Consider the following 11,144-nt stretch of genomic DNA (forward strand, 5'->3'; position numbering starts at 1 on the left):
GCATTCCGCTGGCACTTACCCGCCCGTGGCGATCTCTAGCGCGGCAATGCGCTCCAGCGCCTGCTCGCGATGTTCCCCGCACAGCACCCGATCAAAGCCGAATTGCTCACATACGGCCGGCCGACGTGGGTCGCCGAACAGCCGGCAGAGGTTGTTGTGATCCAGCTGAAGGCAGCGAACCCCGGCCGGCTTGCCTTTGGGCATGCCGGGTATTGGCGTGCTGATCGAGGGGGCAATACAGCAGGCCCCGCACCCCGGACGGCAGGCGTCTTCGAGGGGGCTCTTTCCGTTGAGCGAGGTGGCTCCAGCTGTCATGGCACGGCCTGGGCGATGGCGCCCTTGTCGATGCCCTCGAAGGCCTGAACCCGGGTCTCGCAGCCCGTATCGCTAGCGATCTGCTGGGCTAGCCAGTCGGCAATCCACTCCACCGTGGTGGGCGTCGGCAGCACATGGCAGCGCTTCTCGGGAAGGCGCAGGAAGAACTGTCCCTGGTCCGTTCGATAGCGGGTCGTCAGCAGCGCCTTCCAGGCCGGCTCGTCGCCGGTGACGATGTCGGCCTCGTCGACCAGGTAGCGATCCGCCAGCCAATCGGCCCATCGTTGCTCCAACGCGGGGACGCGCTTGCCGAGCTGCCAGATATAGAGCCTTGAGCGGTGGCCGTGGGCGATGCGCTGACAGTTGCCGACGTGGCGTCGCAGTCCGTGGCTGTAGGTGTAGGCCGCCCCCTCGATCTCCTCTTCCCGCAGGCGCAGTCGAATGTCGCTGACCCGAGGTGGGGGGCGGCGCATCAGCTCCGCCGCCAGATGGTCGGCCAGGCGCTCCGCGCTGATCTCCCGCCAGGGCAGCAGGGTCAGCGCCTGGCGCGGCACTCGCAGTTCCATGGCCCAGGGCAGGGTGGTGCTGATGCAGAGCCCCTCGCGGCAATCGTGGATCTCCAGCCCCGGAGCGCGACTGGGTACCAGCAGGGTGTGATCGACGCCGGCATCCAGGCGCTGCTTGATCCAGGGCTTTACATCGCCGAAGTCGAACAGCATGCCGTCATCACCTAGCTCACCGTCGAGCTCGACGTCAACGTGCCAGCTGGCCCCGACCAGGCCCCGGGTGGGACACCACCAGGAGACGTCGAGCTGGGTCAGGCGGTTGACGAATAGCGTCATCAGTCGATCCCCGTGATCTTGTGGGTCTGCAGCGACAGTCGCCACTGTGGGTGGGCGAGGCAATACGCCACGCTGGCCGCCGTGGTGTTGACCGCAGGATTGACCGCAGTGTCGACAGGGAGCTCGGCGGTACCGGGACCGGTGTCCATGGGCTGCAGGAAATAGTGGTCGAACGCCAGTCCGGCGAAGTGTTCGGGCGGCGCATCGGTCTGAGGGTAGACCAGCTTCAGCTCGCTCCCTGCGGTAATGGCCAGGGCGTTCTGACCCTTGGGGCTGACACACAGCCAGTCGATGCCGGCGGGAGCGGGCAGGGTGCCATTGGTCTCCACGGCGACCTCGAAACCCCGGGCATGCATGGCCTGGATCAGCGGCTCATCGAGCTGCAACAGCGGTTCGCCCCCGGTGAACACCACATAGGGGGTGCCGGCTCTCGCACCCGGGCCGTCTCGATCGGGCCATAGGGTTGCCAGGTGGTTGGCCAGGAGCGCGGCATCGGCGAAGCGGCCTCCATTCTGGCCATCGGTGCCGATGAAGTCGGTATCGCAGAAGCGGCAGGCCGCGGCGGTCCGGTCCGCCTCCCGGCCGGACCAGAGGTTGCAGCCCGAGAACCGGCAGAACACGCTGGCGCGGCCCGCCTGGCCGCCCTCACCCTGCAGGGTGTAGAAGGCCTCCTTGACGTGGTACATCAGGTGACCCCTTCGGCGTAGGCAATGGGATCATTGACCCCACTTGCGGCGAAGGCCGCCAGACGCTCGCGGCAGCTGCCGCAGCGTCCGCAGGCAAGCGCCTCGCCCCGGTAGCAGGTCCAGGTATCGATGTAGTCGAGCCCCATGGCGAGACCCTCGGCGAGGATCTGTGTCTTGGTGGCATGCAGGTAGGGGGCGTGGATCTCGACGGCCTCGAAATTGGCGATACCGGCCACGGCGTTCATCGCCTCGACGAATTCGGGGCGGCAATCGGGGTAGAGCACGTGGTCGCCGCCGTGGGCGCCATAGTCGACCCGGCCCGCGCCGATGTTCACCGCCTTGGCGATGGCCAGGGCGAGCAGGATCATGTTGCGATTGGGGACGACCGTGGCGCCGAGGTTCTCCTCGCCGTAATCACCCTCGGGCAGAGCACGGCTGGCATCGGTCAGCGCGGAGTTGTCGATCAGGCCGTGGATCGCGCGGATGTCCACCACCTGGTGGGGCACGCCGAGCTGACGGCAGACGCGTTCGGCGACCTCGAGCTCGCGGGCGTGGCGCTGTCCGTAGTCGAAGGAGAGGGCGTGGACGTCGAGCCCTTCGCGCAGGGCGCGGTGCAACACGGTATAGGAATCCATGCCGCCGGAGTAGATCACCACGGTGCGGCGAGCGGCCGCCGTGGGGGAAGCAGAAAGGGTCATGGGTCAACTCTGATCGGAGAATTTATCGGGCCGTCGCAGCGGCGTTCCGGGGTCCGGTCCGGCGCCGAGCAGTGTACGCAAATCGTCGCTTTCTGGCCAGATTCCCTGGCAGTTGCTAGACTCTCGCGCCTTCCAAACCCTTTGCCCCCTGGGCGGCTTCGCCCGGGGGGCCATCGTCCTGACAACGGTGACTTCAGATGCAAGCCCCGGAACTGCTCTCCCCAGCGGGAACGTTCAAGAACATGCGCTACGCCTTCGCCTACGGGGCGGATGCGGTCTATGCCGGCCAGCCCCGCTATTCGCTGCGCGTGCGTAACAACGACTTCAAGATCGATAACCTGCACAAGGGCATCGCTTACGCCCACGAGCGCGGCAAGCAGTTCTATGTGGCCTCGAACATTGCACCCCACAACAGCAAGCTGAAGACCTATCTGCGCGACATGGAGCCGGTGATCGAGGCCGGTCCGGACGCGCTGATCATGTCCGATCCGGGTCTGATCATGATGGTCCGCGAGCGCTGGCCGGATCAGGTGATCCACCTCTCGGTGCAGTCCAACGTGGTCAACTGGGCCGCGGCCCGGTTCTGGCAGCGGCAGGGCATCAGCCGCATCATTCTCTCGCGGGAGCTGTCGCTGGCCGAGATCGGCGAGATCCGCGCCGAGTGCCCGGACCTGGAGATCGAGACCTTTGTCCACGGTGCCCTGTGCATCGCCTACTCCGGACGTTGCCTGCTCTCCGGCTACTTCAACCATCGCGACCCCAATCAGGGCACCTGCACCAACGCCTGCCGCTGGAAGTACAACACCGTGGCCGCGGCCCATGACGAGACCGGCGACCTGGTGCCTGCCAACTCCGCCCGTGCCCATGCGGGAAGCGGGATCTGGACCCCCGGAGAGGGCGGACAGCAGGGCGGTGGTCTGATCGCCTCCGGGGGAGGCAGTGCCGAAGTGGTGGATAGCGCTTCACCAAGCACGGCTACCGCCGGCGGCGTGGAGGGTCAAGACGAGCTCTCGGCGCTGATCGAGGATCGCACCCGCCCCGGCGAGTTGATGCCGGTGTTCGAGGACGAGCACGGCACCTACATCATGAACTCCAAGGACCTGCGCGCCGTGCAGCACGTGCCGCAGCTCGCCGAGATGGGCATTACCTCGCTCAAGATCGAGGGGCGCACCAAGTCCCACTACTATGTGGCACGCACCGCCCAGGTCTACCGCCGGGCCATCGATGACGCCGTCGCCGGCCGTCCCTTCGACATGCGCTTGATGGATGAGCTCGACAACCTGGCTAACCGCGGGTATACGGAGGGTTTCTACCGCCGCCATGTCCACGATGAGTATCAGAACTATGAGCAGGGCAACTCGGTGGGTGTGCACCAGCAGTTCGTCGGCGAGGTGATCGGCTACGACCCGGATCGCGGCGCGCTGGAGGTGGACGTCAAGAACCGCTTCGAGGTGGGTGACGGCATGGAGCTGATGCTGCCGGGCGGCAACCGTCGCTTCGTGCTCGAGCATATCGAAAACAAGCGCGGTGAATCCGTGGGTGCGGCCCCTGGCTCCGGCCACGTGGTGCGTATTCCGGTACCGGGCGAGGCCATTGCGCCGGAGCGCATCGAGTTCGCGCTGCTGATGCGCGATCTGAAGTAGGTCTGAGGGCGAGGGGGCCTGTAGCTTCGTTACCGGTACATGGCCATCGTGATCGAGAGTGGTGTCGCCGTAATGCGACAACTGTGTTCACGCCGGATGCATCATTGGGGGCTATTCTGATGCGTATCCCCCCATGGAACCGGAGGTTCACATGAGCAAGCCAATCAATCTGCGCCTGGCCCTGGCCTCATCCAGCCTGGTGCTGCTGATGGCGGCAGGCCCCACCCTGGCGCAGCCCGCCGACAATCCTGGCCGCGGTCAGGGGCAGGGACATGAAGAGCGCAAGATGCCTCCTGGTCAGCAGAAGAAGTCCCAGGAGGCCCGCCACCAGGGCCAGTCCGGCCGCGATGCCGACCGAGGCCGGGAGGACATCCGGGATCGCGAACGTCGTGAAGATAGTTACCGGGATCGCGAACGTCGTGAAGATAGTTATCGGGATCGCGAACGTCGTGAAGATAGTTATCGGGACCGTGAACGTCGTGATGATACCTACCGGGATCGTGACCATCGTGACGACCGCTATCGCAGCGGTCCGAGTCTGGACGAGCGCGAACTGCGTCGACTGTTTGGCGAACGCCGCGACTGGGTTCAGGAGGATGAGCGCGCGGGTTTGCCGCCGGGCATTCGCATGAACCTAGAGCGCGGCAAGCCGCTGCCTCCCGGCATCGCCAAGCGCTTCGATGAGCGCTCGCGGGACTCGCTGCCCCGCTATGAAGGCTACGAGTGGCGCCGCGTGGGCCCCGATGCCATCTTGGTCGATACCGCCAACGAGATCATCTATGAGGTGATTCGCGATATTCTCTACTGACATCGTCAGTCGGTCGGCACTCCATCGGCCCGGTCTCCTCAGGAGGCCGGGCCGATTTCGGCTGACTATGGCGTACGGATCGCCCGGCATGGCAACATAAGTGTCAATGCGCGCCGGAAGACCCTCGATGTTCAACGATAGCTCACTGCGCCGCCCATGGCGGTTAGCGACAGTGGGAGGCCTGCTGCTGATGGTCCTCTACCTGTGGACCTGGCACTCCCCCGATCTGGCCTCTCTGCAGCAATGGGCCGAAGAGGCCTCCCATCACCCCGTTGTGGTCATCACTGTCATCTTGGTGATGGCAGTGACGCTGGCGCTGGGCCTGCCTGGCAGCATTGGCCTGTGGTTGATCGCCCCTTTCTACCCACCCCTGGCGGCCACACCGATGCTGATTGTCGGTAGCGTCGTCGGTGCACTCGGCGCTTATTGGATCTCTGCTCGGGTAGGAGATCGCTGGCCTCCGAAGGGACTGACTCTGAAGATTATGCGCCGCCTGGAACGGCGCAGCGATTTCCTGACCCAGTGCGCCCTGCGTGTGCTTCCGGGCTTTCCCCACTCGGTCGTCAACTATGCTGCGGGCTTGCTGCGCCTACCGCTGGGCACCTTCATTGTGGCGGCCATCATTGGCCTCGGAATGAAGTGGGCGGTTTACGCCAGTGCGATCTATGGGGCATTGGAGGCGGTAGAGAATGACGAGGCGGTGAGCATCAGCGTGATTCTGCCTCTGCTGGCACTCACCGCGCTATTGCTGCTGGGTGCCTGGGTGCGGCGCCGCGTGGACGCCAACGGCCAGGCAGCCAGCGGCTAGCCTGGACGGCGGTTAGGGCTTGCGCAGCGAGGCGTTCAGATGGTCGACCACCTCGGCCCAGTCGGCATCTGCTTCAAGCGCCTCGCGCAGAAATTCCGCCTGTCCCTCATTCCAGCAGGGGGCGTCAGGCAGAGCCACATCGCCGGGTATAGGGCCGTTGCGTTCGATGAATCGCTTGATTGCTTCCGGGTCCGAGGCCAGGCCCAGCTGTTCGAAAAGTTCGGTGAAGGGGTGATCGGGATGTTCCATGGAGGCTCTCCTAGCGGGTCACAGCGATATTAGACGAAACCCCACCATAGCGGCTTGCGCCTTGGGTTGCATGACCGGCGTCAACGCTGGTGACAATCATTTTCAGCGTTCGCCCACCAGCCGGGTGAGGAAGCGCCGCCGGCGCTCGTCATCGGCAAGTGGCTGAGCCAGCAGATGGACAAGCTTCGTGAGTGCCGCCTCCGGGGTCATGTCATCCGCCGAGAGCACGCCGGCGGCGTGCAGCCCCTGGCCGGCCGCATAGTGGCCGATGGCGATGCCGCCATGGGGGCACTGACTGATCGCCGCCAGCAGCTTGCCCTGACCGCTGGCGTCGGCGAGTACGCCGAGCAGTTCGGGATCTTCCGGGACGTTGCCGCCTCCCCACACCTCCAGCAGAGCCCCCTTGAGTGTCGGGTACTGAAGCCATGCGGCGACCTGACGTGCCGTGATGCCTGGCCAGAGCGCGATGCGGGCCACACCACCCTCCGCCAGCGGACCGTAATCAGGCAGTTCGAAGCGAGGGGCGCCGCGTTGCTGGCGAGACAGGCTGTGCTTGAGGTAGAGGATGGGATCCATGCCGATCCGCTCGCCGAGCAGCGGATAGTTAGGACTGGCGAAGGCATCCGCATCCCGCGACTGCCATTTGCGGGCCCGCACCCCGCGCAGCAGCTTGCCGCCGAAGGCGATGGCCACTTCCTTGAGTGCCGGACTGACGGCATAACGCAGCGCCAGCTCGACGTTGTCGGCGGCGTCGCTGCCTTCGGCCTCCAGTGGCTGCATGGCGCCGGTCACCACCACCGGGCGGTCCAGGCCCTGCAGCTGGTAGGCCAGGCTAGACGCCGTCCAGGCCAGGGTGTCAGTGCCGTGCAATACCACGACGCCGGGGTGGTCCCGATAGCGCTGGGCGATCTCAGCTGCCAGACGCTGCCACTCCCGAGGGGTAGCGGCGCTTGAGTCGATGGGGTCGGGGAAGGCCAGCACTTCAATGTCCGGCAGGGCCGCCCGGCGCTGCGCGGGAAGGGCGTCCAGGGCCCGGGCCAGACGTGCCTCAATATCCCCGCCGGGGATGAGGCCCTGTTCATCTGCCACCATGCCCAGGGTGCCGCCTGTGTAGATCACCAGCGGGGGGCGCAGGGTGGAAGCAGCGGCACGGGCACTCATGATCGGGTGACCAGCTGTCCCTCGGCGTCGATCTCCAAGCGGCGGTTACGTCCGGCGAAAAGGGCAAAGGTGGCCGCCGAGGCGCAGATCGCCAGCAGCACGGCGGTGATGGTGGCGAGCTCGAGATCGAGCTGCAGCATTACGCCGATGCCCAGCGGACCCATGGCGGCCAGCGTATAGCCGCCGCCCTGGGCCAGGCCGGAGAGCTTGCCCGCCAGCCGGGAGTTCCCGGTGCGCAGCACGATCAGCGTCAGCGCCAGGCTGAAGCCGCCGCCCTGACCAAGTCCGAGGAGCACGATGCCGAGCCAGCCCAGGGACTCCTGTCCGACGAGCAGCAGCCAGAAGCCGGCGGCGATCATCGCCAAAACGGTAAGCAGTGCCGGTCGCTGATCGCGGCCCATCCGGGCCAGCCAGGGCGCACCTAGCGCAGCGGGAAGCTGCACCATCACCGAAGCGCCCATCATCCATCCGGCCTCTCCTTCGCCGTAGCCTCGCTCCACCAGCAGGGTCGGCAGCCAGCCGAAGACGATATAGGCCAGCGACGACTGCAGGCCCATGAACAGCATCACCTGCCAGGCCAGAGGCTGGCCGAGCACCGAGCGCATCGAGCCACCCGCGCTGGGCAGGGTCGTCTCGTCGCGCCGCGGTACCATCAACAGCCAGGCCGCCAGGGCGAGTGCGGCCAGCGCCGACCAGCTCGCCAGCCCCAGGTGCCATCCGCCCAGCCGGTCGGCCAGGGGAATGCTGAGTCCCGCGCCCAGGGCACCACCCAGGCACAGCGCCATGGTATAGACGCCGGTCATCAGATCGGCGCCGACGGGCAGCTCGCGCTTGACCAGTGCAGGCAGCAGGGTGCCGGCCACGCCGATGGCGCCGCCGACCATCAGGGTGCCGAGAAAGAGTGCGGGTACGGCCGGGACCCCGCGCAGCGCCAGGCCGCCGGCCAATAGCGCCAGGCCGCCGGCCAGCGTCCGTTCGGGTCCGAACCGCTTGGCTAGCCAGGGTGCCATCGGGGCGAATAGCCCCAGACAGAGCACCGGCAGGGTGGTGAGGGCGCCAATGGAGAGAGGAGAGAGGCCAGTATCCTGCTGAATGCGATTCAGAACTGGAGCCAGGCTTGACAGGGCGGGGCGCAAGTTGAGTCCCACCAGCACCATCAGGCCGATGAAAACCAGCAGGGTGCGTTTTCCTGAGGGAGGGCTGGTCGAGGGCGTGTCAGTGACCGTCACGGCGCCACTTTCTACCTGTCTTAGGCCGTGACGTCTGGGGAGCGGTTTCCTCCTTGGCCGCCATCAGGGGGTCGTCCTCATTGGCATTTTCGGGCCTGAAAACGACTTCACCGGGGCGCTGTGGCGTAGACTGCGCTACCCGCTCGCGAATGGCGGTGACATCCTCGGAACTGATCAGGGCGCCGGAAGCGCTGGTAGGGTCGATCTGGGCAATCAGGGGCCCAGGGAATGTCCAGCAGCGCTGAGGTACCTGGGATAGGCTCCAGTCTCGCTCACGCCAGCGTGCCTGGCCGTCGGGAAGCAGTTCGAGCTGATCCGCCGGCACCAGCGCCTGGAAAAGCTTGGCGTTGAGCACCACGCCGCCGGTAGCCATCTTGACAGCCCCAGTGAAGCGACCCTCATCGAGGGCCGCCAGCACCGACTTGCGGCTGGGGCTTGCCTCAAGGGTGGCGCGGCCGCACAGATGAAGCAGGTCGGAATCGACCTGCTTGATCACCCAGACGTTGACGGGCGTTTTGCCCAGCAGTCGCTTCAGCATGGTGTTAAAGGCTTCAGGCCTGCCTGCGGCCGCCACCACCTCCGCCACCGCGACGACGGCGGGGTGCCTGGGATTGATCGTCGCTGCGACGCTGGCCCTGGGGGTTGCCACGACTCTGGCCGTTGCCATTGCCGCGGCCACCACCACCGCCACCACGATTGCGGCCGTTCTCGATGGGCTCGGGCTTGGCGTTGGGGTCTGGCTCGAAGCCGGGCTCGATGCGTTTCTCGAGGTCACGCTTGATCAGCCGCTCGATACCCTTGAGCAGGCCGTGCTCGTCGACGCAGACCAGCGATACCGCCTTGCCCTCGCTGCCGGCACGGCCGGTGCGACCGATGCGATGCACGTAGTCCTCGGCAACGTTGGGCAGCTCGAAGTTGACCACGTGGGGCAGCTCATTGATGTCCAGGCCACGGGCGGCGATGTCGGTGGCCACCAGCACCTGCAGGTCACCGCCCTTGAAGGCGGCCAGTGCCTTGGTGCGCGCCGACTGGCTCTTGTTGCCATGGATCGCCATGGCCGGGATATCTTGTTTGGAGAGCTGCTCGGCCAGGCGGTTGGCGCCGTGCTTGGTGCGGGTGAAGACCAGCACCTGCTGCCAGTTGTGCTGGCTGATGAGATGGGCGAGCAGCTCGCGCTTCTTCTCGCGATCCACGCGGTAGATCGCCTGGTCGACGAGTTCGGCGGTGGTGTTGCGACGCGCCACCTCTATCATTGCCGGGCGGTCCAGAAGCTTGTTGGCCAGGGCCTGGATCTCGTCGGAGAAGGTCGCCGAGAAGAGCAGGTTCTGGCGCTTCGGGGGAAGCACCCGGAGTATCTTCTTGATGTCGTGGATGAAGCCCATGTCGAGCATGCGATCGGCTTCGTCCAGCACCAGAATCTCGACCTTGGTGAGGTCAACGTGCTTCTGCTGCTGGAGGTCGAGCAAACGCCCCGGAGTGGCGACGAGGACGTCTAGCCCGTTACGAATCGCGTCTACCTGGGGCTGCTGGCCTACACCGCCGAAGATCACGTGGCTCTTCAGGGTAAGGTGGCGACCATAGTCGGCCACGCTCTCGCCGACCTGGGCGGCCAGCTCGCGGGTCGGGGTGAGTACCAGGGCACGCACCTCGCGACGGCCAGGGCGCGGGCCGTCGGCCAGGCGCTGCAGCATCGGAAGGGTAAAGCCGGCAGTCTTGCCGGTGCCGGTCTGGGCACTAGCCAGCAGGTCGCCGCCCTCAAGCACAGCAGGAATTGCCTGCAGCTGGATCGGGGTCGGAATGGTATAGCCCTGTGCTTCAACAGCACGAAGGAGTTCGGCACGCAGGCCAAGGTCGGAAAAGGTCATGCGGTCTCCGCAGAAACGCCACGGCCGTGTCACACAAACTCGCGTGACCAGTCCCGGGTCGGGGCGTGAAAAAATTCGGGGTAGAGGGGCGGCAGGAGGGACTAGATGGTTGCCGCGTTGCCGTATTATGCCAGATTGCCGCCGCCAGCGCAGCTACTTCGCTTATAACCAAGCCGGTGACGGCCCTCTCGATCCCTTGTAGGCCGCGCCCCAAGCATTGATCGGGGCGACAGAACTTACCGGCGTGCGCGTCGCAATGCTTCAGCGAGCTCATCGGCTGCGCTGTCCCAGCCGCGACCCAGGGCGCGCACCAGAGCGGGATAGCCGTCATCGTCGAGCTCGGCCTCCACTCGTAGGGAGTCCATGGCCAGCAGGCTTCCCTTGTCGTCGCGCAGCTGCCACTGGCCGCCGATCACGGCCTGGCCGTCATGACGGCCCTGAAAGCGGTCGATTTCCAGTCGCAAGGAGAGCGCACCGGGTTCGCTCACGCCGGCCTCATCCAGCATCACCCGCGTATCGGGCAGCCGAGCGGCCAGGCGAAGGCGCAGGCCACGCTCGAGCTGGCGGCCTAGGGCCTCGGCCCACTGATGACCGCGAGCCTCGACCAGGGTGATATCGTCCACCTGCATCACCAGGCCGTCCACGTCCAGGTAGTGGGCCAGACGCGGTGGGCTGAGCAGCAGCAAGTGCTGGGCTTCGACGCCAGCCGCGCTTCCGACTGCTTCGGGCAAGGCGTAGCGCGTCGGTGCCGGGCCTGAACTGGCGCAGCCGGCGAGCACCGCCGCCAGCGTCAGGGCCGCCAGGACAGCCAGACTCCATCGCTTCGTCATCGTCTTCTCT

13 protein-coding genes are annotated in these 11,144 nt (G+C 66.1%); 3 read left to right on the forward strand and 10 right to left on the reverse strand.

What is annotated here, in order from left to right; translation table 11 throughout:
* Positions 1-15: 15 nt before the first annotated feature.
* From ACFODV_RS12295 to queC, 4 genes are read right to left on the reverse strand one after another with little or no spacing between them, the layout of a single operon-like run.
* Entirely contained in the window at positions 16-315 is a 300-nt protein-coding gene (locus tag ACFODV_RS12295) for a YkgJ family cysteine cluster protein (RefSeq protein WP_379759819.1), read from the reverse strand.
* Positions 312-1,157, reverse strand: a complete 846-nt coding sequence (locus tag ACFODV_RS12300; protein ID WP_379759822.1) for a 6-pyruvoyl trahydropterin synthase family protein — start codon at positions 1,155-1,157, stop codon at positions 312-314. The genes ACFODV_RS12295 and ACFODV_RS12300 overlap by 4 nt, the downstream gene beginning before the upstream one ends.
* On the reverse strand, positions 1,157-1,843 hold the full coding sequence (gene queE, locus ACFODV_RS12305) for a 7-carboxy-7-deazaguanine synthase (protein ID WP_379759825.1): 687 nt from the start codon (positions 1,841-1,843) through the stop codon (positions 1,157-1,159). Before queE ends, ACFODV_RS12300 begins: the two co-directional genes overlap by 1 nt.
* The gene (queC, locus tag ACFODV_RS12310; protein WP_379759828.1) at positions 1,843-2,541 is read right to left on the reverse strand and encodes a 7-cyano-7-deazaguanine synthase QueC; all 699 of its coding nucleotides are present in this window, start codon (positions 2,539-2,541) and stop codon (positions 1,843-1,845) included. The genes queE and queC overlap by 1 nt, the downstream gene beginning before the upstream one ends.
* Before the next feature lie 197 nt (positions 2,542-2,738).
* On the opposite strand from queC, the gene trhP reads away from it, so the two are divergent.
* From trhP to ACFODV_RS12325, 3 genes are all read left to right on the forward strand, one after another.
* Positions 2,739-4,184, forward strand: a complete 1,446-nt coding sequence (gene trhP, locus ACFODV_RS12315; RefSeq protein WP_379759831.1) for a prephenate-dependent tRNA uridine(34) hydroxylase TrhP — start codon at positions 2,739-2,741, stop codon at positions 4,182-4,184.
* Between the two features lie 151 nt (positions 4,185-4,335).
* Positions 4,336-4,992, forward strand: coding sequence for an anti-virulence regulator CigR family protein (locus ACFODV_RS12320; RefSeq protein ID WP_379759834.1), 657 nt, complete (start codon positions 4,336-4,338; stop codon positions 4,990-4,992).
* A 127-nt stretch (positions 4,993-5,119) separates the two neighbouring features.
* Positions 5,120-5,800 carry a TVP38/TMEM64 family protein gene (locus ACFODV_RS12325; RefSeq protein ID WP_379759836.1) on the forward strand — a complete coding sequence of 227 codons (681 nt, stop codon included), beginning with the start codon at positions 5,120-5,122 and terminating at the stop codon, positions 5,798-5,800.
* Between the two features lie 12 nt (positions 5,801-5,812).
* On the opposite strand, the gene ACFODV_RS12330 is transcribed toward ACFODV_RS12325, so the two are convergent.
* The 6 genes from ACFODV_RS12330 to ACFODV_RS12355 all read right to left on the reverse strand — a co-directional run bounded on the left by ACFODV_RS12330 (position 5,813) and on the right by ACFODV_RS12355 (position 11,134).
* Entirely contained in the window at positions 5,813-6,049 is a 237-nt protein-coding gene (locus tag ACFODV_RS12330; protein WP_379759839.1) for a DUF2789 domain-containing protein, read from the reverse strand.
* Positions 6,050-6,151: 102 nt separating this feature from the next.
* Complete coding sequence (locus ACFODV_RS12335; protein ID WP_379759842.1) at positions 6,152-7,210, reverse strand: asparaginase; 1,059 nt, start codon at positions 7,208-7,210, stop codon at positions 6,152-6,154.
* The gene (locus tag ACFODV_RS12340) at positions 7,207-8,367 is read right to left on the reverse strand and encodes an MFS transporter (RefSeq protein WP_379759974.1); all 1,161 of its coding nucleotides are present in this window, start codon (positions 8,365-8,367) and stop codon (positions 7,207-7,209) included. Before ACFODV_RS12340 ends, ACFODV_RS12335 begins: the two co-directional genes overlap by 4 nt.
* 58 nt (positions 8,368-8,425) lie before the next feature.
* Entirely contained in the window at positions 8,426-8,977 is a 552-nt protein-coding gene (locus tag ACFODV_RS12345) for a hypothetical protein (RefSeq protein ID WP_379759845.1), read from the reverse strand.
* 13 nt (positions 8,978-8,990) lie between these two features.
* The gene (locus tag ACFODV_RS12350) at positions 8,991-10,304 is read right to left on the reverse strand and encodes a DEAD/DEAH box helicase (RefSeq protein WP_379759848.1); all 1,314 of its coding nucleotides are present in this window, start codon (positions 10,302-10,304) and stop codon (positions 8,991-8,993) included.
* A 236-nt stretch (positions 10,305-10,540) separates the two neighbouring features.
* Positions 10,541-11,134: a PqiC family protein gene (locus ACFODV_RS12355; RefSeq protein WP_379759851.1), complete on the reverse strand. Its 594-nt coding sequence runs from the start codon at positions 11,132-11,134 to the stop codon at positions 10,541-10,543.
* Positions 11,135-11,144: the final 10 nt, after the last annotated feature.

The sequence above is a fragment of the Halomonas tibetensis genome, from assembly GCF_042643535.1.
In the GTDB taxonomy this organism is placed as follows: Bacteria; Pseudomonadota; Gammaproteobacteria; order Pseudomonadales; family Halomonadaceae; genus Halomonas; species Halomonas tibetensis.

Coding starts and splice junctions, on each gene's coding strand:
- ACFODV_RS12335 (WP_379759842.1), bottom strand. CDS start 7,210: ATGAGTGCCCGTGCCGCTGCTTCCACCCTGCGCCCCCCGCTGGTGATC.
- ACFODV_RS12330 (WP_379759839.1), bottom strand. CDS start 6,049: ATGGAACATCCCGATCACCCCTTCACCGAACTTTTCGAACAGCTGGGC.
- ACFODV_RS12325 (WP_379759836.1), top strand. CDS start 5,120: ATGTTCAACGATAGCTCACTGCGCCGCCCATGGCGGTTAGCGACAGTG.
- ACFODV_RS12295 (WP_379759819.1), bottom strand. CDS start 315: ATGACAGCTGGAGCCACCTCGCTCAACGGAAAGAGCCCCCTCGAAGAC.
- queE (WP_379759825.1), bottom strand. CDS start 1,843: ATGTACCACGTCAAGGAGGCCTTCTACACCCTGCAGGGTGAGGGCGGC.
- queC (WP_379759828.1), bottom strand. CDS start 2,541: ATGACCCTTTCTGCTTCCCCCACGGCGGCCGCTCGCCGCACCGTGGTG.
- ACFODV_RS12350 (WP_379759848.1), bottom strand. CDS start 10,304: ATGACCTTTTCCGACCTTGGCCTGCGTGCCGAACTCCTTCGTGCTGTT.
- ACFODV_RS12300 (WP_379759822.1), bottom strand. CDS start 1,157: ATGACGCTATTCGTCAACCGCCTGACCCAGCTCGACGTCTCCTGGTGG.
- ACFODV_RS12340 (WP_379759974.1), bottom strand. CDS start 8,367: ATGGTGCTGGTGGGACTCAACTTGCGCCCCGCCCTGTCAAGCCTGGCT.
- ACFODV_RS12355 (WP_379759851.1), bottom strand. CDS start 11,134: ATGACGAAGCGATGGAGTCTGGCTGTCCTGGCGGCCCTGACGCTGGCG.
- ACFODV_RS12320 (WP_379759834.1), top strand. CDS start 4,336: ATGAGCAAGCCAATCAATCTGCGCCTGGCCCTGGCCTCATCCAGCCTG.
- trhP (WP_379759831.1), top strand. CDS start 2,739: ATGCAAGCCCCGGAACTGCTCTCCCCAGCGGGAACGTTCAAGAACATG.
- ACFODV_RS12345 (WP_379759845.1), bottom strand. CDS start 8,977: ATGCTGAAGCGACTGCTGGGCAAAACGCCCGTCAACGTCTGGGTGATC.